Annotated in this window: 25 protein-coding genes; 20 read left to right on the forward strand and 5 right to left on the reverse strand. The window is 43.2% G+C overall.

Annotated features, from left to right (window positions below; all coding sequences use genetic code 11):
- Positions 1-54: 54 nt before the first annotated feature.
- The 7 genes from yfcC (at position 55) to NYE23_RS07455 (ending at position 8,157) form a co-directional block, all read left to right on the forward strand.
- Positions 55-1,557: a putative basic amino acid antiporter YfcC gene (gene yfcC / locus NYE23_RS07425; RefSeq protein WP_341076690.1), complete on the forward strand. Its 1,503-nt coding sequence runs from the start codon at positions 55-57 to the stop codon at positions 1,555-1,557.
- Positions 1,558-1,593: 36 nt separating this feature from the next.
- Positions 1,594-2,769, forward strand: a complete 1,176-nt coding sequence (iadA, locus tag NYE23_RS07430; protein WP_341076693.1) for a beta-aspartyl-peptidase — start codon at positions 1,594-1,596, stop codon at positions 2,767-2,769.
- Between the two features lie 204 nt (positions 2,770-2,973).
- Entirely contained in the window at positions 2,974-3,837 is an 864-nt protein-coding gene (locus NYE23_RS07435) for a MurR/RpiR family transcriptional regulator (protein WP_341076694.1), read from the forward strand.
- Positions 3,834-4,961, forward strand: a complete 1,128-nt coding sequence (locus NYE23_RS07440; RefSeq protein WP_341076697.1) for a M20 peptidase aminoacylase family protein — start codon at positions 3,834-3,836, stop codon at positions 4,959-4,961. Before NYE23_RS07435 ends, NYE23_RS07440 begins: the two co-directional genes overlap by 4 nt.
- Positions 4,962-4,963: 2 nt before the next feature.
- A complete protein-coding gene (locus NYE23_RS07445; RefSeq protein ID WP_341076699.1) occupies positions 4,964-5,782 on the forward strand; it encodes a GNAT family N-acetyltransferase in 819 nt (272 codons plus the stop codon).
- 21 nt (positions 5,783-5,803) lie between these two features.
- Complete coding sequence (gene menC / locus NYE23_RS07450; RefSeq protein ID WP_341076700.1) at positions 5,804-6,934, forward strand: o-succinylbenzoate synthase; 1,131 nt, start codon at positions 5,804-5,806, stop codon at positions 6,932-6,934.
- Positions 6,935-7,071: 137 nt separating this feature from the next.
- Positions 7,072-8,157 carry a YkvI family membrane protein gene (locus NYE23_RS07455; protein ID WP_341076702.1) on the forward strand — a complete coding sequence of 362 codons (1,086 nt, stop codon included), beginning with the start codon at positions 7,072-7,074 and terminating at the stop codon, positions 8,155-8,157.
- 73 nt (positions 8,158-8,230) lie between these two features.
- On the opposite strand, the gene NYE23_RS07460 is transcribed toward NYE23_RS07455, so the two are convergent.
- Complete coding sequence (locus NYE23_RS07460) at positions 8,231-9,577, reverse strand: aminotransferase-like domain-containing protein (RefSeq protein ID WP_341076703.1); 1,347 nt, start codon at positions 9,575-9,577, stop codon at positions 8,231-8,233.
- Between the two features lie 145 nt (positions 9,578-9,722).
- Here NYE23_RS07460 and blaOXA point away from each other — a divergent pair, with 145 nt between their 5' ends.
- The gene (gene blaOXA, locus NYE23_RS07465) at positions 9,723-10,517 is read left to right on the forward strand and encodes a class D beta-lactamase (RefSeq protein ID WP_341076705.1); all 795 of its coding nucleotides are present in this window, start codon (positions 9,723-9,725) and stop codon (positions 10,515-10,517) included.
- 45 nt (positions 10,518-10,562) lie between these two features.
- Here blaOXA and NYE23_RS07470 read toward each other — a convergent pair whose 3' ends face one another.
- The gene (locus NYE23_RS07470; RefSeq protein WP_341076706.1) at positions 10,563-11,027 is read right to left on the reverse strand and encodes a hypothetical protein; all 465 of its coding nucleotides are present in this window, start codon (positions 11,025-11,027) and stop codon (positions 10,563-10,565) included.
- A gap of 108 nt (positions 11,028-11,135) precedes the next feature.
- Between NYE23_RS07470 and NYE23_RS07475 the strand changes: the two genes are divergently transcribed.
- Together NYE23_RS07475 and NYE23_RS07480 are read left to right on the forward strand one after the other, a co-directional pair.
- Positions 11,136-11,552: a RidA family protein gene (locus NYE23_RS07475; protein WP_341076709.1), complete on the forward strand. Its 417-nt coding sequence runs from the start codon at positions 11,136-11,138 to the stop codon at positions 11,550-11,552.
- A gap of 138 nt (positions 11,553-11,690) precedes the next feature.
- Entirely contained in the window at positions 11,691-12,542 is an 852-nt protein-coding gene (locus tag NYE23_RS07480; RefSeq protein WP_341076711.1) for a GNAT family N-acetyltransferase, read from the forward strand.
- A 201-nt stretch (positions 12,543-12,743) separates the two neighbouring features.
- On the opposite strand, the gene NYE23_RS07485 is transcribed toward NYE23_RS07480, so the two are convergent.
- Entirely contained in the window at positions 12,744-13,613 is an 870-nt protein-coding gene (locus NYE23_RS07485) for an EamA family transporter (protein ID WP_341076713.1), read from the reverse strand.
- 118 nt (positions 13,614-13,731) lie between these two features.
- Here NYE23_RS07485 and NYE23_RS07490 point away from each other — a divergent pair, with 118 nt between their 5' ends.
- Positions 13,732-13,959 carry a hypothetical protein gene (locus NYE23_RS07490; protein WP_341076715.1) on the forward strand — a complete coding sequence of 76 codons (228 nt, stop codon included), beginning with the start codon at positions 13,732-13,734 and terminating at the stop codon, positions 13,957-13,959.
- 89 nt (positions 13,960-14,048) lie between these two features.
- Here NYE23_RS07490 and NYE23_RS07495 read toward each other — a convergent pair whose 3' ends face one another.
- On the reverse strand, positions 14,049-14,342 hold the full coding sequence (locus tag NYE23_RS07495; RefSeq protein ID WP_341076716.1) for a phospholipase: 294 nt from the start codon (positions 14,340-14,342) through the stop codon (positions 14,049-14,051).
- Positions 14,343-14,538: 196 nt separating this feature from the next.
- Here NYE23_RS07495 and NYE23_RS07500 point away from each other — a divergent pair, with 196 nt between their 5' ends.
- The 3 genes from NYE23_RS07500 (at position 14,539) to NYE23_RS07510 (ending at position 16,779) form a co-directional block, all read left to right on the forward strand.
- A complete protein-coding gene (locus NYE23_RS07500; protein ID WP_445662613.1) occupies positions 14,539-14,799 on the forward strand; it encodes a hypothetical protein in 261 nt (86 codons plus the stop codon).
- A gap of 95 nt (positions 14,800-14,894) precedes the next feature.
- Positions 14,895-15,275: a VOC family protein gene (locus tag NYE23_RS07505; protein WP_341076717.1), complete on the forward strand. Its 381-nt coding sequence runs from the start codon at positions 14,895-14,897 to the stop codon at positions 15,273-15,275.
- 388 nt (positions 15,276-15,663) lie between these two features.
- The gene (locus NYE23_RS07510) at positions 15,664-16,779 is read left to right on the forward strand and encodes a cysteine desulfurase family protein (protein ID WP_341076718.1); all 1,116 of its coding nucleotides are present in this window, start codon (positions 15,664-15,666) and stop codon (positions 16,777-16,779) included.
- A 7-nt stretch (positions 16,780-16,786) separates the two neighbouring features.
- Here NYE23_RS07510 and NYE23_RS07515 read toward each other — a convergent pair whose 3' ends face one another.
- Positions 16,787-17,329: an ADP-ribosyltransferase-containing protein gene (locus NYE23_RS07515; protein WP_341076721.1), complete on the reverse strand. Its 543-nt coding sequence runs from the start codon at positions 17,327-17,329 to the stop codon at positions 16,787-16,789.
- 100 nt (positions 17,330-17,429) lie between these two features.
- Between NYE23_RS07515 and NYE23_RS07520 the strand changes: the two genes are divergently transcribed.
- The 6 genes from NYE23_RS07520 to NYE23_RS07545 all read left to right on the forward strand — a co-directional run bounded on the left by NYE23_RS07520 (position 17,430) and on the right by NYE23_RS07545 (position 23,413).
- Positions 17,430-18,437 carry a DUF3231 family protein gene (locus tag NYE23_RS07520; protein ID WP_341076724.1) on the forward strand — a complete coding sequence of 336 codons (1,008 nt, stop codon included), beginning with the start codon at positions 17,430-17,432 and terminating at the stop codon, positions 18,435-18,437.
- A 204-nt stretch (positions 18,438-18,641) separates the two neighbouring features.
- Positions 18,642-19,295 (forward strand): DsbA family oxidoreductase, encoded by a 654-nt coding sequence (locus NYE23_RS07525; protein ID WP_341080644.1) that lies wholly within the window; start codon positions 18,642-18,644, stop codon positions 19,293-19,295.
- Positions 19,296-19,433: 138 nt separating this feature from the next.
- Positions 19,434-20,336, forward strand: coding sequence for a cupin domain-containing protein (locus tag NYE23_RS07530; protein WP_341076726.1), 903 nt, complete (start codon positions 19,434-19,436; stop codon positions 20,334-20,336).
- 119 nt (positions 20,337-20,455) lie between these two features.
- Positions 20,456-20,899 carry a DUF2243 domain-containing protein gene (locus tag NYE23_RS07535; RefSeq protein WP_341076728.1) on the forward strand — a complete coding sequence of 148 codons (444 nt, stop codon included), beginning with the start codon at positions 20,456-20,458 and terminating at the stop codon, positions 20,897-20,899.
- Entirely contained in the window at positions 20,896-21,375 is a 480-nt protein-coding gene (locus NYE23_RS07540) for a hypothetical protein (RefSeq protein WP_341076729.1), read from the forward strand. The genes NYE23_RS07535 and NYE23_RS07540 overlap by 4 nt, the downstream gene beginning before the upstream one ends.
- Before the next feature lie 124 nt (positions 21,376-21,499).
- On the forward strand, positions 21,500-23,413 hold the full coding sequence (locus NYE23_RS07545; RefSeq protein WP_341076730.1) for a PTS mannitol transporter subunit IICBA: 1,914 nt from the start codon (positions 21,500-21,502) through the stop codon (positions 23,411-23,413).
- The last annotated feature ends 254 nt before the right edge of the window (positions 23,414-23,667 follow it).

Raw genomic sequence — 23,667 nt, forward strand, 5'->3', positions numbered from 1 at the left:
TTGGCATACAAATTGCATTAGGTATTTACATCTACAGATAAAGGGGGAAATAGAATGAAAGAAAAAAACAGAGCCTGGAAAGTGCCTCACACGTTTGTCATCGTTTTCTTTGTTGTCCTTCTGGCAGCCATTGTTACATATTTGGTTCCAGTTGGACAATTCCAGACGGAAGAAGTAACTTATACGCAAAACGGGGAAGAGTCTACAAAGACAGTATTGGTTCCCGACAGCTTTGAAATAGTGAAAGATGAAGAAGGAAATCCTGTCCGCCAGGGGACAAGCCTGTTTGAGTCTGGGGGAGAAGCCGGGTTTTTAAATTATGTTTTTGAAGGACTTGTATCAGGAGATAAATGGGGATCCGCAGTAGGAGTAGTAGCATTCATATTAATCATTGGCGGAGCATTCGGAATTATAATGAAAACCCGTGCTATTGAAGAAGGCATTTTAAGTGTAATTGACAAGACAAAAGGCAAAGAAATCTTAATCATTCCGATTATGTTTTTCCTGTTCTCACTTGGAGGAGCCGTTTTTGGCATGGGAGAGGAAGCTATTGCGTTTGCAATGATCCTTGTTCCTCTTATGGTTGCACTTGGCTATGATGCGATCACAGGTGTGATGATCACCTATGTGGCAACTCAAATTGGGTTTGCCACCTCTTGGATGAACCCTTTCAGTGTGGCCATTGCCCAGGGGGTTTCGGGAGTTCCTGTTATGTCTGGCGCATCGTTTCGCATAGGCATGTGGGCTGTTTTTACGTTAATAGGCATTATCTATACATGGAGATATGCAGCTGGAATTAAAAAGGATCCATTAAAATCAGTAAGCTATGAATCAGACAGCTATTTCAGAAAAGAAATGAAAACGGGGGAGCTGAAGGTCCGATTTACTCTTGGACATGGTCTTGTTCTATTAACCATAGCAGCCGGAATCGCCTGGATTGTATGGGGTGTTGTGAAACATGCATATTATATCCCGGAAATAGCCTCGCAATTTTTTACGATCGGATTGGCAGCGGGACTAATTGCTGTCTTCTTCAAGCTTAATAATATGAAGGTAGATGATATTGCTGAAGGATTCATTGAAGGGGCAAAAGATCTTCTGCCTGCAGCATTAGTTGTAGGGATGGCAAAAGGAATTGTCATTATATTAGGCGGTGACAGCCCGGATGCGCCATCTGTACTGAATACAATGCTCTTTGGAGCAGGCCAGGTAATAGGAGACTTCCCTGCAGCCTTGTCGGCGTGGTTTATGTATCTTTTCCAATCCGTCTTTAATTTCTTTGTTGTTTCCGGATCAGGCCAGGCAGCTCTTACGATGCCGCTGATGGCGCCGCTGGCTGATATTGCAGGTGTATCAAGGCAGGTTGCGGTGCTTGCTTTCCAGCTTGGAGATGGTTTGACAAATATTTTTGTTCCTACTTCTGCAGCTCTTCTGGGGGCCCTTGGAGCAGCAAGGCTGGACTGGGGAACATGGGCAAAATTCATCATCAAATTTTTGCTGCTCCTCATGGGGGTTTCATCAATATTCGTGATTGGCGCAGTATTAATCGGTTTTTAACCAGACATCATAAGTTAGACAGAAAGGGGTTTATCCTTGTTAACTCTTATAAAAAACGCAGAAATTTATTCTCCGCATTTTCTTGGGAAAAATGATATGTTACTCGTTCATAATAAAATAGGCTATATCCGCGATTCCATTGAACTGCCTGATCTTTCATTTGCGGATATTGAAGTTATTGAAGCCGAAGGGAAAATAGCTGTTCCGGGTTTTATCGATTCACATGTTCATATCATCGGAGGCGGCGGTGAGGGGAGCTATAAAACCCGGACACCGGAAATCCAGCTGACAGATGCTACACTGTCTGGCATCACTACCCTGGTGGGTGTCATTGGTACAGACGGAACAACTCGGACCATGGCTAGTCTTATTGCAAAAGCCCGGGCACTTGAAGAAGAAGGAATTACCTGTTATGTCCAGACGGGTTCTTATCAGGTGCCGGTAAAAACGCTGACTGGAAAAATTGAAGATGATCTCATTCTGATTGACAAGATTATCGGTGTCGGAGAAATTGCGATCGCAGATCACCGTTCTTCCCAGCCAACGGTTGAAGAGATGGCCAAAATTGCTTCAGCTGCACGAGTGGGCGGCATGCTTTCAGGTAAAGCGGGAATTGTAAATGTCCATGTGGGTGATAGTTATGATCATTTAAAGCTCCTGGAAGACATTGCGGAGAACACGGATATACCAATCAAACAATTCTACCCGACACATATTAACCGAAATCCGCATTTATTTGAAGCTGGCATACGTTATGCCAAAAAAGGGGGCTATGTCGATTTCACGACAAGCTCCATACCAAAGTTTCTCGAAGAAGGGGAAGTAAAATGCAGCAAGGCCCTCAGGATCATGCTGGACGAAGGGGTTCCTGCTGGACAAATAACGTTTACTTCAGACGGACAGGCCAGCCTGCCTGATTTCAATGAACAGGGAGAACTAATTGGCCTGCAAATCGGCAAAGTTTCCACACTTTTTTCCGAAGTGCGGGATGCGATCCTTCAAGAAGGGGTCTCCATGGAAAATGCACTGTCTGTCATTACCGAAAATCCAGCGTCTATCCTCAAGCTTCACCAAAAAGGCAAGATTGAGGAAGGGAAAGATGCAGACCTTGTGCTTTTGAATAAAGAAACACTGGCAATTGAAACCGTTTTTTCCATGGGAAGAAAAATGGTTGAAGATGGTAAGGCTGTTGTGAAAGGAACCTTTGAATAACGCCCAGAAATGATCTAATTATAGATAGAGTTTTCAATATAAGATTGGTAAAATTGGCATCCGATTAGGGTGTCATTTTTATTATGAAATTTTCAGAATTATTATTGTTTTCCGAAGAAATATATGATAATTTAGTTAAAACGAAGTACAGACTTCAAAAAATTAAGAATACAGCATAAACTTCATTATTTTAAGGTGATCCCAATGATATTAAAAGAAACAATAGAAAAAGAATTTAATAATCTCTCCAAGGGCCAGCAGAAGGCAGCGAAGTATTTGCTGGACTATCCGAAGGATTTTGCCGTAAAGTCTGCGGGTGAGATCGGCAAAAGAATCGGGGTCAGTGAAACGACAGTCATCCGTTTCTGTTATTCCATTCAGCTTTCCGGCTTTTCTGAGCTTCAGAAGATGGTAAGGGAACAGCTTTTGAAGGCGAATAGCACACTGGGGCAGTATTTTACGAGTAAGGTGGAACTGGCCGAAAAGCCGGAGTTCCTGGCAAGTGTGATGGAGAAGGATTGTCTCCATATCAGGGAAACGCTTGAGAACATAAGCCAGGATGATTTTGATGTTTTAGTGAAACGTTTGATCAAGACGAAAACGGTCTATGTTACAGGATTGCGGTCTTCTTTTGCGGCAGCGAGCTGGCTTTCTTTTACCCTTGGTGTAGTCAGGGGAAATGCGAAGCTGATCCGGCCGGATACAGATGATCTGCTGTTGACGGTCACTGAAATGGATCAAGATGCGACGTTTATTGCCATTTCATTCGACCGTTATATGAAGGATACGATCAAAATGGCCGAATTGGCGAAAAAGCAGGGAGCTTTTGTGATTGGCTTTACCGATTCAGCAATCGCGCCAATTAAAGAGCATGCCGATTTGCTTTTTCAGATCCATTCATCGGAAAAATCGACGATTGATGCGGCACCAGCCTTATTTTCCTTTCTGAATGCAGTAATTGCAGGGGTGTCCATTCAAGATCGTGACCGATTCCAAGCAAGGAAAGAACAATATGAAAAGCTGGACAGTGAGCATTTTTTTATTCAGCCGGGAGGGAAGTTGGATTGAAGGAAATGATTGAAGAGTTTAGACCCGCATTAGAGATGGTATTTACTCATCTTCACAAACATCCGGAAGTCAGCTGGAGGGAATATAAGACAACCGAATACCTGCAGAAATTTCTGGAGTGCCGGGGATTCAAAGTTCAGCTGTTTGGGGATTGCCCCGGTTTAGTTGTTGAAGTGGGGGAAGGGAGTCCGTGTGTTGCGCTGAGAGCGGATATGGACGCACTTTGGCAGGAGGTGGACGGCAAGTTTCAGGCGAATCATTCCTGCGGCCATGATGCCCACATGACGATGGGGGTCGGGGCGATGCTGCTGCTTCAAAAAACAGGATTCCCTAAAAAAGGAAAGTTGAAATTCATCTTTCAGCCGGCTGAAGAAAAGGGCGCCGGTGCTCTGAAAATGATTGAGCATGGCGTGCTGGATGATGTGGATTACCTGTATGGTGTACATCTTAGACCCATCCAGGAAATTAGAGACGGGGAAGCATCGGGAGCCATTTACCATGGTGCCGCAAGATTTCTGACCGGGGAAATTATCGGGGAAGACGCCCATGGCGCACGTCCGCATCTTGGCCAGAATGCCATCGAGATTGGCGCTTCCTTTATTCATGAAATCAAAAATATTCATTTGGATCCAATGGTTCCCCATACGGCTAAGATGACAAAGTTTCATGCGGGCAGTGACTCAGGCAATATCATACCAGGAAAAGCTTCCTTCAGTTTAGACCTGAGAGCTCAAACCAATGAAGTGATCAACGCACTGTCTGAAAAAATTGAAACGATCACGGAGTATTTATCCAACCTCTATGGAGTCAGGATTACACTTGAGACGAAAGCGAATGTGGCAGCAGCTGAAGTAGATGAAGAAGCGCAGTATTTACTTGAAAAGGCCATAATCGATGTTCTCGGAGCCGGCCAGTTAAGGGAGCCTATCGTGACTTCCGGCGGGGAAGACTTCCATTTTTATACCCTGAAAAAGCCGAATATTAAGGCGACGATGCTCGGATTGGGCTGTGACCTGCAGCCGGGGCTGCATCATCCGGACATGACGTTCAATCGGGAAGCGATTTACAGAGGAGTGGAAATACTGGCCAGGGCGGTAATGGCCACTTTGGAAAAGGAGGAGTGATGATGGCTGCTGTAACAATTGATTTGCGGGTATTAAAGACAGCAAGCGATATGTCTCTTATTCAAAAGCTGGAGGAGACAATCTGGAACATGGCTCCCCTGCCGGTTCATCAAACCATTACAGCTGCCCAGAACGGCGGGCTTCTCCTCGGGGCATTTATAGAAGAAGAACTGGTGGGGTTCAGCTACGGTTTTCCTGGTTTCAACAAGGGAAAAGGATATTTATGCTCTCATATGCTCGGCATTCATCCTGACCATCAGGATAAGGGTCTTGGCGCATTATTAAAGCAGAAGCAAAAGGAACTGGCCGCTGAGATGGGATATGACCTGATCACCTGGACGTTTGATCCGCTTGAAAGCCGGAATGCTTACTTGAACCTGTCAAAGCTGAATGCGGTTTGCTCCACATATGTGGAGAATTGCTATGGAGATATGGATGACAATTTGAATCATGGACTGCCGACAGACCGGTTAAAGGTGGAATGGTGGATTACTAGTTCACATGTGGAGGAGCGAGTGAGTATTGAAACAGCTTTTGCCAAGGATCCGTTTGATTGGGGAGTATCAGAGGACAACTTTCCTGTTTTATTAAATACGGAGTGGGAGGCTTGTGGCGGACCTGTGCTTGTTCCGATTCCGGCAAACTTTCAAGCTATTAAAAACCAAAATTTCGAGCTTGCGATGGACTGGCGCTTCAAAACCAGAGGGATTTTTCAGGCGTTATTTTCAAAAGGGTACGCCATGGCGGGTTTTCTAAAAAGTGCGGAAGGCCCGATACACTACTATGAATTAGTTCAAAGAGACGAGCTTAAACTCAACTAACAGGAAAAGGCGGGAATGACTATGAAAGTGACAGAAGTCGTATTGAGGCATATGAAAATGAGAATGAAAGCACCATTTACAACAAGCTTTGGCACATTTCAGGATAAAGAATTTCTTTTATTGGAAGCGAAGGATGAGAACGGTGTGAGCGGCTGGGGAGAATCAGTTGCCTTTCATTCACCATGGTATAACGAAGAAACGCTGAAAACGAACTGGCACATGCTTGAAGATTTCATTATTCCGAATCTATTAAACAAAGAAATGGAACACCCTGATGAAGTGTCGGAAACCCTCTCTTACATACGGAAAAACAATATGGCGAAATCGGCATTTGAAGGGGCTGTTTGGGACTTATATGCCAAGCAGAAGGGGATTCCGCTGGCGAAGGCTCTTGGCGGGACAGCGAATGAGATTGAGGTTGGAATCAGCATAGGGATTCAGGATCGTGTTGAGGACTTACTGAACCTGATTGCTGAATATGTAGAGGATGGCTACAAACGAATTAAAGTGAAAATCAAGCCGGGCTGGGATGTTGAGGTCATGAGGGAAGTGAGAAAGCATTTCCCGGATATAGCGCTTATGGCGGATGCAAACTCGGCCTACACACTTAAAGATATTGAACTGTTAAAACAGCTGGATGAATTTGATTTGATGATGATCGAGCAGCCGCTGGCATCTGATGACATTATTGACCATGCTGTCCTCCAGAGGGAACTTAAAACACCGGTCTGCCTTGATGAAAGCATCCATTCCTATGAGGATGCCCGTAAGGCGATTGAACTTGGAAGCTGCAAAATTATTAATATTAAAATCGGCCGTGTCGGGGGCTTAACAGAATCCAAAAAAATTCATGACCTCTGCCAGGAACGGGGCATCCCGGTATGGTGCGGAGGCATGCTGGAATCCGGCATCGGCAGGGCGCACAATATTGCCTTAACCACACTATCAAACTTTATTATGCCAGGGGACACAGCTGCATCATCCCGCTATTGGGAGAAGGATCTGATTGAACCTGAAGTAACCGTTGAAGATGGAATGATCAAGGTTCCTGAAATATCCGGACTCGGGTATGAACCGAGTTATGAAACTATTAGGGAGTTTACTGTTTTTGAAAAGAGATTTGCGTTGGAGGAGCTAAGTAAACAAGCGTGAGAGGCGCTCAACACTTGGAATAGTACTACTCAAGTCGAATAACCAATCATGAATGTCACTCAGAGAGAGAGAGGATTCTCTCTTTCTCTTTTAAACAAAGTTGTCAAAAAATTCAAATATTAAAAGGGGGAATCAGTTTGAAAAAGAGTATTCAGATTGCCGGGGCCTTTATTGGGGTCATTGTCGGAGCAGGCTTTGCTTCGGGGCAGGAGATATTGCAGTTTTTTACGGGCTTTGGCTGGATGGGAATTGCCGGAGGTGTGCTCGCGACTATTTTCTTTGCTTTTCTCGGCATGAATTTAACGCAGCTTGGCAGCCGACTGCAGACAGATTCCCATAAAGATGTGATTTACCATATTTGCGGAAAGTATCTTGGGATGGCAGTTGATTTTATCATTACATTCTTCCTTTTTGGGGTGGCCGCTGTCATGCTTGCCGGCTCGGGATCGATCTTCGAAGAGCAGTTCGGCATCCCGAGCATGGCCGGGAATATCATTATGGCTGTGTTAACGATCCTGACTGTATGTCTGAACATCCAAAAAGTCATTTCGATTATCAGCCTGGTGACTCCATTTCTTCTGATCATGGTGGTTATCATTAGCGGTTACGCTCTAAGCACGATGGGGCTGGATTTCTCGGAAATTCAGAAATTGGCGGAAAGCCAAACGCCAGCTGCGTCCAATTGGTTTATGGGCGGATTGCTATATGTTTCTTATAATATCGCGGCTGGTGCAGCCATGCTTGCTGTCATGGGTGGCACTACAAAAGATGAAAAGCAGGCTGGCTTGGGCGGCATCCTGGGCGGTGTTGGACTGGGTGTCCTGATTTTACTGATCAATGTAGCCATGCTGGTCAAAATGGATGTGGTTGAAGGATCCCCAATGCCGATCCTTGCCCTTGCAAATGAAGTCTCGCCGGCATTTGGATTGTTAATGTTCGCAGTCCTGCTGGGCATGATCTACAACACAGCTGTTGGGATGCTGTATGCCTTCACTGCAAGGATTGTAAAAAGAGAGAATCCTAAATTCAATATCTTCGCTGTATTATTTGGAGCTGCCGCTTTTGGCGCCAGTTTCATCGGCTTCATCACTTTGGTTGGAACGGTTTATCCTTTAATGGGGTACTTAGGATTTACTTTGATTGCGGCGATTGTGTTTACATGGTTTAAGGGGAAAAGGAAGGCTGTTGAGAGGATTGGAAGCGGGGTTGTTTTAAAACAGTAGGAACTCTTCTTTAGAAAGCTCAGTTCTCCTGAGCTTTCTTTACATTCTCAAAATCCATATTGCAGCGCATCTTTTAGATATAAGAATTGGCTAACGTACGAATCCCATCCCCGATCTTCTTCACCCCAACCGCAATTTTCCTGTCATCCACCTGTGACACGCTTATCCGGATACGGTTTTCCTGCCTGTACTCAGGGAGGTACATACCTATTGCATCCTGAACCAATACATTTTTCTTTTGAAGATATTCCACAAGATGCTTTGCTTTTAATCTGCCCGGAAGCTCAATTGTCGAATAAAATCCCGAATCCCCGCCAGTAAAAGCAGCACCAGGAGGCAAATGCTCCAGGTACGCCTTTTTGAGAATGGTGCCTTTCTTTTTGTATTGCCGCCGGAGTTTTTCAATATGGGCTTTAAACATGCCGCTGCTCAAATAAATCTCAAGTGCACCTTGTGTGAGGACTGGTGTATGGACGTCCGCTGCAAATTTGGCTTGTGTAAAGCTTTTCATTAAGGCTTCCGGAAGAACGGCCAATCCTAATCGAAGCCCTGGCAGCAAAACTTTCGAGAAGCTTTTTGTGTAAATGACTCTTCCGGAGGGGGCGTAGGCAAACATGGGGTCTGCTTTTTTCCTGGTATCAAGATCCCCCATATAGTCATCCTCAATAATGTAGACATCATATTTTTGAGCGAGCTCGACAATCTGCTTTTTTTTCTGGTTGGAGTAGCTGCAGCCTGTCGGGTTCTGGAATCTGGATACTGTGTAGAAAAACTTGACGCTTCTTTCTCTGAAGATCTTTTCTAAGTAATTAAGATCTATGCCCTTCTGGTTCACCGCTATGCCGATTGGCTTCAAGCCACGCGTTTTAATGGAATCTATGAAACTGAAGTGGGTTGGCTGTTCAACGCAAATCTCTTTTTTATTATTGGGAAAAGGCAATGAGATCAAGAGATCCAAAGCCTGCTGGGATCCTGATACAACAGCAATTCTTTCAGACGGGGCGAAAACTTGCAGAGTTTGAAGCTGAGATGAAAGCTGATGCCGAAGACTCGCCAAGCCGAGGGGATGGGAATACTGAAACATTTCCTCTTTATAAAGCTCGATGGCCTGGTTCATGCAATGCTGATAATCACGGTATGGCATCCTGCTTTTATCAGGTCCTGCCGAGACAAAGTCTATTTTCATTTGAGTTTGTTTTTGGGGCATATCTGTGCCAACTGCAAAATAGCCGCTTTTTGGCACAGAGTAAATCAGATGTGCCTTTTCCAATTCACTGTAAGCTTTCATCACAGTATTGATGCTGCAGTTAAATTCTTTAGCAAACCTGCGGATGGAAGGGAGCTTTTCTCCTGCTTTCAAGCGTTCATCCTTCAATCTGGATTGGATTTCTTCTATGATTTCATCATATTTATTGCCCATTATTTTACTCCTCTCAGGGAATCTGTATGGGTACAGACAGCCAAAATATTACTTTTCTGTGTCTATCATGCTGTTTATAGTATAAGGGACAAATATGGAGCAGGCATCATGACGGAAATCCTATTTTATGAAGGAGGAAGAGAAGATGAGGTGGATGAAGAGAGCGGGAATTGCCGTTTTTGCCCTGTTATTGCTGATAACAGGTACAGGTGCTGAGGCATTAGGCGGAAAAGAAAGCAAGAAAGAGCTGCAGATTGAAGAAGCTTTTGCAGGAAAAGAGGTCACTATGGTCCTCAAAAATCTTAAGAATGACAAGGTTTATGTCTATAACAAAGAGAGGAGCAAAGAAAGACTGACGCCAGAGTCAACCTTTAAAGTCGCCAATGCCTTAATCGGGCTTGAAACTGCCGCTGTAAGAGATGAGTACGAGGTGAAAAGGTGGGATGGGACTGAAAGGGAATTCGAAAGCTGGAACAGGGATCATTCGCTTGCTTCTGCGATGAGGGAATCTGCTATCTGGTTTTACCAGGACCTTGCAAGGACGATTGGTGAAAAGAATATGAAAGAGTACGTTTCAATGATCGATTATGGCAACCATGATATTTCCGGTGGGATTGATGCGTTTTGGCTGGACAGCAGCCTGAGAATATCCGCAGCAGAGCAAGCTGATTTTATCGAAAAGCTTGTGGAGGAGAAGCTGCCTTTAACTGAAAAAAATCAAAAAACAGTCAAACGAATGATGATTCAGGATGAACAGGATCACTTCATTTTACATGGCAAAACAGGGACAAGGCTCTCTGACAGGGGACTTGGCTGGTATGTTGGTTTTATTGAAACAGAGAAGGGCACATGGGTGTTTGCTGTGAATATCGATGGATCAGGCACTGAGGCAAAGAATATTGCTCTGGAAGTATTGAAGGAGGAAAAAATAATTAAATAGAAGGTACCTTGTTCAGCAAGGGAAACCATGTCTATGGTTTCCCTATTACTGAATCTCAGCCACAAATGTATAAGAAATTTCGCCGTTTTTCCATTCCGCTAAGACTTCATAAATATATTTACCCTTATCTGCAGGCACAGTTATTTGATCATCCTCCAGCTTGATTTCTTTTTCTTTACCTGTTTCTTTCCATAGGTATACTTTCATTACTGGATCATCTTCAATTTTAACTTTGACTTTCTGGTCCGGTTTCACACGAATTGGTTTAAGATGTTCTGCCATCTGATTCGGTGATGCGTGATCTGTTGTCACTGTTTCCGTTTCAAGGCCTTTTTTTCTGACCCACCGATAGCCTCCTTTTTCAATTGAATATTCTGAGCCGTTAACTTCAACAGCTGCCGTCTTCTCTGGCGGAAATTCAGCTTGGTCCACCGATTTATCTGTACATCCAAGCAGTAAGCTGGCAGAAAGAATTACTATTATTCGTGCTAACTTTATACCCTTCATCATGCCACCCGCCTTTTAAGCAGTTTGTTAAAAACAGTTTAACTAAAAAAGGAAACTTTATATATAAGTGGAATTAAAATAATAATTGCCAGAGGAAAGGAATTTAAGAAAATGAAGAAAATCTCATTAATACATTCGCCGGTTTTACCTGCCGTTGACTATGCTTACGCCTCCCATGTCCCTGCAGGAATGGATTTTTACTTTATGGCTGGGGCGTGTCCTCTTGATCAAGAGGGGAAAGTGCCTGAGGGAACCGGATATGAAGAACAGGCCAAGCTTTGCGTGGAAAACCTGAAAGCAGCCTTACAGGAGTGTGGCGCTGAATTAAAGGATGTGGCTTATACAAGAGTTCTCGTTGCATCTTCTGACCAGTCAGATTTGGTGGCCGTTTGGCAGGCAGTTAGAGAAGAATTTGGTTCACATGATGTTCCAAGTACATTGTCCGGGGTCACTGTTTTGGGTTATAACGGCCAATTAGTTGAGATAGAAGCGGTTGCTGCATTAGCTCCAAACGCAAACAAATCATAACAATAAAACTGGACCCTTCTGCAAAAGCAGTCGGGTCCTTCTTTAGAACCAGCAGTTGTTCTTAAACAAGAAGGATTTTGTTTAAAGGGTGTTTAATATTTATTGAGTGAAAAAGAAAGAACTAAGAGGGAGAAGCGAATGAAAGCAGACTTAACAGAGTTAGATCAATTGGATATTCCCGGCCTGATAGATTTATCGGAATCAGTTGGATGGGATTATGATGAATTTGAAGTAAGAACACTTTTGGAATCCGGGAGAGTTTTCGGTCATAAGAATTCTGCAGGGAGTATTGTATCCAGTTCAGCCATAATTCCCTATGACACTAAACTGGCGTCGATTGGCATGGTTATTGTCCATGAAGAATTCAGGGGACTAGGGCTCGCAATGGAAGCAATCCGGAAGTGTGCAGAAAGTATTAATGGGGATAGGTCGCTAATGCTCATTGCAACGAAGGAAGGAATGCCCCTTTATGAAAAAATGGGCTTTAAAACTGTGGACTATATAAGTAAATTTCTTTGTGATCAATTCGTCCCGGTAAAAATACAGAAACATGATGGGCTTTTCATTGAAGACTTTAATCAGTCTGATTTTGCTCAACTTGTTGATTTGGACGGAGCTGCCTTTGGAGATAGGCGAAGCGTTTTTCTCCGCAATAGGATCAGCCAGTCCAAACAATGTCTTGTTGTTAAAAATAATAATGGTGAAATCATTGGATATGGATTATCCATCCAGGGGCCAGTCAACTTAATACTGGGACCCATTGCAGCAGCTGATCCAGATACAGCTGCTTTAATCGCAGAAAAATTGGCTTTACATCATAAAGGGAAGCTCAGAATTGATGTTCCAGAAGGAAGAGCGGATTTTATGTCCTATCTGGAGAGAAGCGGTTTTGTTAAAACAAATACTCCTCCAGTCATGATGAAAAATCCAGCAGCTATGCCACAGAGGGACAATTCCTTATATGCAATTGCTTCGCAGGCTTTTGGATAGGGGAATGATGAAATTGGCTATACGCAAATAAAATATTTTATCTGAAAGTAAATTTGGTCTATCCGAGAGTAAATGATACTGACACCTTAATAATTCTTAAATTGTTTCCTGAAAAGCGGCTGCGGGAAGTCCAAATATCAAAAAAACGGCTCAAATTCACAATTTAAGCCGTTTTTCTATGTAATTATCTTTAATTAACGCCTAGATTATCAGCAAAGCCGTCCCGATCGTAATCAAAATGGCGCCTGCAATAGTATTCTTTGTGGGCTTTTCTTTTAAAATAATAAAACTTAAAATCATTGTCAGCACCACACTGAACTTATCAATGGGGTTCACGACACTCACCTTGCCGATGGCGAGAGCGCCGAAATAGCACAGCCAGGATAACCCGGTTGCGGCTCCGGAGAGGAAAAGAAATAAATATGATTTTTTAGAGATCTCTTTAAGCTCCTTAAAGGTCCCCTGGAAAAACACAATTCCCCAGGCGAAAATAATGATCACTACAGTCCGGATAAAAGTAGCGACATTGGAGTCGACATCTTCAATTCCGATTTTCGCTAGAATATTGGTGGCTGCAGCAAATACAGCAGACAGCACGGCCAGAAAAATATATGACTTTGTATTAAATACTTTCTTTTTGCGTGTCTTTTTCCTGTCTCCGCCGATTAGCACAAAGGTTCCGATGGAAATAATGATTCCGCCTGAAACAACCAAAAGGGTAGCGGGTTCCCTGAGAATAATAAATGATAAGAGAATCGTTAAGACGACGCTCGACTTATCGATGGGAACTACTTTCGATACATCTCCGATCTGGATGGCTTTAAAAAAGCAGATCCATGATAAGCCGGTTGTAAGGCCAGAAAGAATAAGAAATATGTACGATTCTACCGAAATAGTAAAGATGCTTTCCGTTTCGCCAGTAATAAGGACCATAAGAAAGGCCATGATGACCACCACAATCGTCCGTACTGCGGTAGCCAGATTGGAATCAACCTTTTCAATGCCAATTTTCGCAAGGATGGCGGTGAAGGATGCAAATAATGCGGCCAGCAGGGCTAAAATTATGCTCATAAATATGATCTCCACTTCTGCAATTGGATAAGTATATATGTATAGAATATTATTTGATTCATTTAGTTAAATAATTCTGTTTTCTAGTTTATAGTTTGGTAAAAAAAGGAGGAAGAAAATGGCTCATATTGAAAAAAGGAATCGCTTGGATGAAGAATCATTTAGTTTTCGGGTAAATAAAAATAGCACAGTGTTTCTTGATTTTAATGGAAAACAAGTGAAGATCCTAAAAGGTAAAGAGGCAGAGAAGTTTCTAAAAAGAATGAATGATGCTGAAGATGCAAAGAGCAGGCAATTAATCATGGCGAAGATAACGGGGAACTTTAAACGGGGAAATGAACGGTGATTGTTTTGAGCTAAAACAGCAGTGCCAATCGGTCCTGCTGTCTGTTTTACTGTGTAATGGCAATAAAAAAAAGCGACTAGCGCCGCTTTTTAATAAAGTCTTTTCCTCCGAAACCGGCTGCAGGTAAAATCGGTTTGAATCTTCATATAAATATAAATGATTGTCGCAATGGTTCCTTCTTCGCCATGCAGGTTTGTTTTTGGCTTCAGGCATCTGAGAAATTCCTGGTCACAGCTGCACTTGGATCTCCCGCTTGCCCAGCATTTATCATGTGCCTTGCAGCAGGCATCCACTCCATTAATAGGCGCGCCTGGTCCGCTGCATCCGGGACCGCACCATTTGTAGCCCGGAAAAAGACAAGGTATTTGTTTTCTTCTCGTCACTAGTATCCCTCTTTTAATATCAATTTTAATTTATAAATATTACAGAATTATAATAGTGGTGTGGTTACTTATCTATTAAATGAAGATTGTTTTCGAATTGAGGGCAGGGGCCCATACCCCATAGGCAACTGACGCATATCCTTTACTGTAGACAAATACAGAGGAGGAGTTCCGATTGAATTATCAATATCAGCACATGCCGGTGACACAGGAGTATGTTCCGCACGATGGCATGTATTTCACTGACCAGCGTATACGGCCCGGCTTTGGATTTGGAAGACCTGGCTTTGGTTTTGGCCGGCCGGGATTCGGGTTTGGAGGACCCGGCTTTGGTCTGGGGCTTGGATTTTTAGGAGGGCTTGCGACAGGAGCATTGCTGGCACCTGGACCCGGCTTTGGATATCCTTACTATCCATACGCGCCTTACCCGTACGCTCCATATCCTTACTATTACTAAGAGGGCAGAGCTTTGTCCCTGGGGCAGGGCTCTTTTTTTATTGATTTAACTTTCAGATTTATTTAATATATTAATAACGAAAGGAGTGTAAGAACATGATTAAACAAGTCGGACAAATTATGCTATACGTTAACAATCAGGATGAAGCAGTGAATTTTTGGACTGAAAAAGCGGGATTTCATGTATTGGCCGAAGAAGATAATGGCCAGGGGATGAGATGGATCGAGGTGTCTCCATCAAAGGAGTCGGAGACGAGTATTATTCTGCACAATAAGGAATGGGTAGCGAAGATGTCGCCGGAATTAAACCTGGGCACCCCTTCGTTGATGTTTTTTACAGAAGATCTTGAAAGGCTGCATAGCGACTTCTCAAATAAGGGCATTACTGTTGGAGAAATTGCAGAAATGCCTTCAGGCCGCGTTTTTAATTTTGCGGACGGAGAAGACAATTACTTTGCTGTAATGGAGAGAGTGTGAAAAGTTTGAGTGAAAGCCGATATTGCGGCAGTTGATCGAGAATTACATAGACTTGACAGCTCACATTTTGATGCTGGGCTTCCATGGAGAGATAAAAGAAGAAGAACTTAAAAATGAGTTATTAGGATAAAAGCTTACGGGAAAAGCGTACAAACAATAGTCAGGACCGCTAATCTAAAAAGTTTCTCAAGCATAACGCCAGCTCCTTTCGATTAGTTGGTATATATTTATTTTAAGCCTGCTTTATTAAAGCAGGATAAAAGGTCTGTAAATTTATTGTAAAATGTTTGTCTGGAGGGGTGCGGGGGCATCCCTTTTTAAATTAAACTAAAGCTCCATTTCCTCTATTTTCATGATTTTGATATTCTTTAAGAAAGGGGGAAGGAAAATGAACAAAGTATATCTAGATTACAACGCAAGCACGCCTTTGGCCCCCGAGGTTGCAGATCACATGTATCCTTTTTTGACTGACTATTACGGAAATCCTTCCGCAGTGCACTGGGCAGGGCAGCCGGTAAAAGAAAAAATGAATAGGGCGAGGAAACAGGTATCTGACTTGCTGTCATGCTCACCTGAAGAGATTGTTTTTACAAGCGGCGGAAGTGAAGCAAATAACCTGGCATTAAAGGGCTATTATTTCAAGCACCTGACAAAAGGCAAGCACATCATTACATCAAAAATAGAGCATCCTGCCATAATCGAGCCCTTAAAATTTCTCGAGCGTTTAGGTGCTGAACTCACGATGCTGGATGTGGATGAATATGGAATGGTTTCGCCAGGTGAGATTGAAAAGGCAATTCGGGAAGACACAATTCTGATCACTGTTATGCATTCAAACAATGAAGTGGGGACTCTTCAGCCAATAGAAGAAATAGGGGAAATTGCAAGAAGGCACAAGATCGCATATCATACCGATGCTTCCCAATCTGTCGGGAAGGTGCCGGTTGATGTTAATAGGCTGAATGTGGATATGCTCACCATTGCCGGCCATAAATTGTACGCGCCTAAAGGGATTGGCGCCTTATATCTAAGAAAAGGCATCGAGCTTGAACCTCTTATTCATGGGGCAGGACATGAGTTTGGAATCCGTGCAGGAACAGAGAACACATTACTTGCTGCCGGGCTCGGCAAAGCCTGTGAGTTAGCCGGGAAACAAGTCACGGACGGCAAGCTTGCTGACTTAACAAATTATTTTTGGGGTAAATTGAAGGAGGCCTTTGGAGCTGAAGTTGTCCTTAATGGACATGAAGAAAAACGGCTGCCGAATACCCTGAATGTCAGTTTTATGAATCGGATTGGCCAGGATATTTTATCAGCCATTCCTCAGCTTGCAGCCTCCACTGGATCTGCCTGCCATGCTGGGAAAGTGGAATTATCTCCTGTATTAAGGGAAATGGGGGTTCCTGAACATATTGGAATGGGTGCAGTCAGATTCAGTCTGGGGGAATATACGACAAAAGAGGAGCTTGATCAGGTGGTTTCCTGGCTTAAAGAAGTGCTTTAGGAGCAAGCTATTCCAATGGAAAGACATCAGCAATCTGTATAATATCACCTGAAAAAATGCAATACATATCTTCAGGACCGGTTTTAATGGTCATCTTCCGAATGATTATACCATCGAAGCCCTGCTTGGTAAGACTTTTGCGGAATTCAGCGTTGGCTTCATCTTTATTCAATAGGATCGCCTTATCTTTCCAGGTAAGGTGTCTTTTTTTTGCGCTCGCGTAGTCGCAAAAGGGGTCCCTTTCATTCATGAAAAGTTCATAGGAATCATATTCCTTTAAGCTTGGCTCATCCATGTACACTTTATAGACAAATCCACGTAGTAACTTATCATATTGAACCACTTTCGGTGTTCCATCTTCCCAGAAGTCAGTATCCGATTTTTCGCAGACCGTTTCAGTCCCAATGGCAAATGACTTAGCAGACTCAAAATCCGATGTACACCAAATCCCAAGTGTGTCGAATTCCTTCATTGTTTTTTGACCTGCCTGCTCTTTTTGAAAGTGATCCAATTTCTTGGTGGAACCGTGATAAACGATCAAAAGAAACACCTCCCATTATTAGGATGTGCAATTTTTTGTCATTTAATAAATCCATTGTTTTTCTTTCAGCTATTGGAAATACTAAAAGAAAAAGGAGGGACGTGTAGTCATGATTGATAGGCAGAACATTCCATTAACTGCAGCTGAAATAGCGCAGATTTGGTCGGCATATTTGAACAGCAGCATGTGTCAGTGTATTTTCTCGTATTTTTCAAATACTGTGGAAGACCAGAAACTACAGTCCATGCTTCAGGAGGGTCTCCAATTAACTGAAACACATTTACAAAAGCTGACGGGTTTTTTTGAAAATGAAGGGTTATCCGTCCCTTATGGATTTAAAGTTAAAGAGGATGTTTACTTGACTGCCCCAAAGCTGTTTTCCGAAAATTTCTCTCTGCACTTCTTATACAACATTGCCATGTTTGCTGTAAATTTTTATGCGCTGTCCAAAACACTGTCTGTCCGTTCGGATATTCTGAACTATTTTAACAATTGCTTTATGGAAGTTAATGAGTTCGAAACGAATTTAAAGAATATGCTTCTGGATAAAGGCTTATATATGAAATCTCCACATGTCATTCCTGTAAAAGAAACCAGCTTTGTTGAAAGCAAGAAATTTATGGGAGGGTTGTTCGGAAATAAGAGGCCCCTGAACGTGATTGAAATTACAAATATATATACAAATTTGAAAAGGAATGCCATGGGAGAAAAGATAATGATTGGGTTTAGCCAGGCTGCCCAATCCAAGGCAGTTGGCCAATTCATGGTAAGGGGCAGGGATATTGCAGCAAAACATACAAAAGTCTTTGCGGAGCTGCTTGAAGAAAGTTATTTGCCTGTCAGCATGTCCTGGGATTTGGAAGTAACAGATTCTACATCTCCACCTTTTTCAGATAAACTAATGATGTTTCTGACAACCTCGCTCATTGCCTTAAGTGCAGGGATTTATGCAACAAGTGCTGCTTCGAGTGCACGAAAAGATATTGCGCTTAATTTTATCCGCTTGTCAGCTGAAATCGCTAATTATGCTGAAGATGGTGCAAACATTATGATAAAAAATGGATGGTTCGAGGAGCCGCCGCATCCAGCGGACCATGATGAACTGGCGAATAGATGAGAGTTAAGCGGGAGAATGTCCAGAATGGCGGCAGCCTGCCGGGAATGGTAATTAATCTCAATCCTAAATCAGCTAAATCTAGTTCTGAGCTTTTTCAGTGAAAAATAAGCCCCCCCCAACTATACTAAAGAAGAAAATAATGTATGGGAGGAATCAGATATGCATATTGAGATGTGGACTGACTTCGCTTGACCGTTTTGCTATATTGGCAAAAGGCATCTGGAGGATGCCATTAAACAGATTAATCATCCAATTGACGTGACTTACAGGTGTTTCGAGCTGGATCCGGCGGCAGAGCGGGATATTCAGGATAACATGTATGAAAAATTGGCGAAGAAATATGGGATGACGATTGAGCAGGCGAAAGCCAACACGCAAAACATGGTGCAGATGGCGAGAAACGCCGGGCTTGAATTCAAGATTGATACCATCGTTCTCACTAATACGTTTGACGCTCACCGTTTGACGATGTTTGCCAAAACAAAAGGATTAATGAAAGAAATGACAGAACGGCTGCTGCGTGCTTATTTTACTGACTCCAAACATATCGGAGATCCTGCGACGTTAGCCCAGTTAGCAGAAGAAGTTGGCCTGAACCGGGAAGAAGCTGAACAAATGCTTGCCGGCAATGCGTTTGCAGATGAAGTACGTGCAGATGAGCAATTGGCACAGCAGTACCGCATTACAGGGGTACCGTTCTTTCTGATAAATAAGAAGTACGCACTGAACGGAGCCCAGCCGACTGAGATGATCGTTCAAGCGCTGCAGAAAATTATTGCAGAGGACGAGATAACTTTTCTAAATGACAGCGACGGTATAGTCTGTGATGACGACGGCTGTGAAATCCCAAAAAAATAATCATTCATAAAAAGAGAACCAGTCTACAAGACAAGACTGGTTTTTTTGCGTACATAAGCCTAACTTAATAAAACAACGTACCTTCTATTTTCATAGGCATATGATGTGATGATAATTCTGTGAAGGGAATGACTAGTATTGTATCATCCTAATGCGTATTCCTATCCTTACTACCCACAGCCTCATTCACCGGTGTATCATACTGACGAAATGTTAAGAAGTAATCAGGATCATTTTCAGCAGCTTTGTGAAACGGTTCTTGAAGGAGTCAAAAGGGAAGCATCTGCACTTGAGTTATACAGTCAGCTGGCAGAGCATGCCCCAAATGAAGAGCACAAGCAGAACATTATTCAAGCAATCGAAGGAAAGAAAATCTATTTAAACCATTTTTGCAACCTTTATTACAATTTAACGGGAAAACAGCCAGAGTATCAGGTCGGCCATGTTGCCATTGATCATTACCGTGATGGATTGCACAGGGCTTATCAGATCGAAATGGAAGGTTTCGAGGAAAACCAAAGAGGTTCCGTGCTTACTCAGCTTCCACAGGTTCAAAATGTGTTCTTATGGGCAATGAGCGGAGAACAGGAAAATGCTGCTCGATTAGTCTCACTGAATAACCGGGTGACTGATTTCGGTCCGCAGCCATTTGTCGTGGATATTGAGGAAGCAACGAAGAAAAATAACAACTTCCGGACAGCCCTATGGACTGGAAAGCATTTGCAGCTGACATTAATGAGCATCAATGTTGGCGAAGATATTGGCCTCGAGGTTCACCCGGAGCTCGATCAATTCCTGAGACTGGAAGATGGTGAAGGAATGGTTTATATGGGGGATAGTCCTGACCGTCTGGATTTTCAGCGGAAAGTAGCGGATGATTTTGCGATTATCATTCCTGCAGGCAAATATCATAATCTGATCAATACAGGCAATAAGCCTCTCAAGCTGTATTCCATTTATGCGCCGCCGCAGCATCCGTTTGGAACGGTGCATAAAACTAAGGCAGATGCAATGGCTGCCGAGGAAGAACATCATCAATAATAACGAAAAAGGAAAAGTCCAGGAGAGGCTTTTCCTTATTTTATATGAAAAATAGAATAAATTGACCATGTTATGGGCACTAATCTAATTATTAAGATTTCTTCAGGATGGTGCTTAAGGTGAGAAAAGAAAATAAGAATCTCTTTATAGCCGGCTTAATACTCGGCTTAGGGCTTGTAGGGGCGATTGATGGCATCGTATTTCATCAGCTGCTTCAATGGCATCATATGATACTGAGTCAAAATATTAAACTCGAAATTTTTACAGATGGTTTATTTACAGCATTATTTTCGGCGAAGCTGCTTTGGGGCGGGATGAAGATTTTTCAGGATGCCCGCAAAAATGAATTGGGTACAAGCTGGAAAGTCTTCACTGGCGGTATATTTATTGGGGGAGGCGCTTTTAATCTTGTCGAAGGAATTGTGGATCATCATATCCTCCAGGTGCACCGTGTCAGGCCATTGGCAGAAGATCCTTTATTCTATGATCTGGCCTTTCTGGCAATAGGATTATTGCTTGTTATAATTGGGTTCATGATTAAGAGGATGGAGAAGGAAGCATGATGAAAAAGATAAGAAGCTTGATCAGTTTTATCATAATTTTTTTAAGCTTTTTTTACTTTTATACCAGTCAGAATCCTCATAATCAGACCGGTGCAGCGGGTCATATGTCATATGGATATGTGGAAATTCCAAAAGAAAATGAGATTCCGGCTGTAAACTTAACCGTAACCCCCGATGGTCCGGATACCTGGCTTTTGAAGCTGGATCTGCATCATTTTACATTTGCGCCTGAGAAGGTGGGCGAGAAGCAGCCAAGCTATAACGAGGGACATGCCCACTTATACATAAATGGTAAAAAAATCAGCCGCTTATACGGAGAATACTATCATTTAGGCAACCTGAAGGAAGGCAGAAATAAAATTACCGTAACCCTTAATTCGAACAATCACGGAGCATTAATGGCCGGCGGAAAACCCGTTCAGGCAACAAAGGCCATTGAAGTGAATCTGCAGGAAATAGCGGAGAACTCAACCTGATATGGGAGAAACCATAGTTTTGTCATCAGTCATGCGACAAAGTTAGGTTTCTCCTTTGTTGAGTCCGGCGGTTATGTAATTTAACATTATTAATAAAGTACTTATTTTGAAAGGATGAGTGTAAATGGCTCAATCTAATCTTAAAGTTGCTGTACAGAAGTTCGGTAACTTCCTGAGCTCCATGGTGATGCCGAATATCTCAGCTTTTATAGCATGGGGTCTTATAACAGCTTTATTTATACCTACTGGTTTCATTCCAAATGAAAGCCTTGCCAAAATGGTAGGGCCAATGGTTACATACTTGCTTCCACTCTTAATCGGATACACCGGTGGTAAGCTTGTTCATGATCAGCGCGGTGCCGTTGTTGGTGCCATCGCGACAATGGGGGTCATTGCCGGCGCAGAAATCCCTATGTTCCTGGGCGCTATGGTGATTGGTCCTCTTGGCGGCTATGTGATTAAGAAATTTGATCAGATGATTGAAGGCCGAGTGCGTGCAGGCTTTGAAATGCTCGTGAACAACTTCTCAGCAGGAATTCTGGGTGCCATTCTTGCCATCCTTGCGTTCCTCGGAATAGGGCCTGCAGTTGATGAATTTACAGGCTGGCTTGTAGCCGGTGTGGACTGGCTGATTGGCACAGGGCTGCTTCCGCTGACAAGCATCCTGATTGAACCGGCAAAAGTATTATTCCTGAACAATGCCATCAACCATGGTGTTCTGTCGCCAATCGGAGTTGAGCAGGTAAAAGAAACAGGACAATCCATCCTGTTCCTGCTTGAAGCGAACCCTGGACCTGGTCTTGGTGTTTTGCTTGCTTATATGTTCTTTGGAAAAGGCAATGCAAAGAAATCTGCTCCAGGTGCCGGAATCATTCACTTCTTCGGCGGGATTCATGAAATTTACTTCCCGTACATTTTAATGCGCCCTATGCTCATTATTGCGGTTATCCTTGGCGGAATGAGCGGTGTGTTCACACTGGTTCTTTTAGGCGGCGGATTGTTCGCTCCTTCATCACCGGGAAGCATCATCGCCATCACAGCTGTAACACCACATCATGCAAGTGCGTATATTGCAAACTTTGCAGGTGTGATTGTGGCTGCTGCCGTTTCATTCATTGTCTCTGCATTCATTATGAAAACAGGTAAGCAGGGTGAAGAAGATATTGAAGAAGCTGCGAAAAAGATGCAGGAAATGAAAGGCAAGAAAAGCTCTGTTTCAAACGTATTAGAAGGCGGAAAGGCTGTCATGCCTGATAACGTATCTAAAATTTATTTTGCCTGTGATGCGGGTATGGGCTCAAGTGCCATGGGTGCATCACTGCTGCGCAAAAAGGTGAAGGAAGCAGGTATGGACATTGCAGTGACGAATACAGCAATCTCCAATCTTCCTGCAGATGCCCAAATTGTCATTACACAGGAAGAACTGACACCGAGGGCACGCCAGAAGGTGCCAAATGCATTCCATGTGTCGGTGGATAATTTCCTATCAAGTCCGGAGTATGACAAGCTGATTGACGCATTGCAGTTCCCGGCTAACTCGGAGCTGCACGAAATCGTTGAAGAAGCGGAAGAGAATATTCCAGATGCGACGGATGAGGAAATGGCACATGAAGACGATTTATTGCGTCCGGAAAATATTTTCCTGAACAAAGAGTTTGCTGATAAGGATGAAGCAATCCGCTTTGCCGGAAGAGTGCTTGTGGATGCAGGCTATGTGGAAGAGAGCTATATTGAAGCGATGATTGAACGTGATAACATCACTTCCACTTATATGGGGAATGATGTAGCAATTCCTCATGGAACGGAAGAGGCCAAAAAGGCTGTCATCAAATCCGGCTTTACTGTTATCCAGGTGCCAAATGGCGTAGATTTTGATGGCCAAAAGGTCCGTCTGATCTTCGGAATTGCTGGAAAAGACGGCACACATCTTGAAATCCTATCAGGCATCGCGGTAACATGTTCTGAAATGGATAATATCGAGAAACTGGCTTCTGCTGAATCAGTACAGACCATAATGGATATTATCGGCAAGAAATAAAGTGAAACTTCAGTCAGTGGGGGGCCTTATCCCCACTGATTGTTAGTCGCGTTCTAGTGTCGCTAAGATCTCCGCTAACGCTTCGATCAATCGACACTATGAACCCGATTGGTTCAACTAAGCCTCTGCCGGCGCATCTGCAAGTTTCACTGTATCTCATCAATCGGGCATTTACGGGCAGTTTGACCCTCACTTACCCTCCTTTGATTCTTCTGAGTCTTGAAGTGGGGGTCTTACTGCCCGTTAGACTGCGA

The sequence above is a fragment of the Cytobacillus sp. FSL H8-0458 genome (genome assembly GCF_038002165.1).
Classification (GTDB): Bacteria; Bacillota; Bacilli; order Bacillales; family Cytobacillaceae; genus Cytobacillus.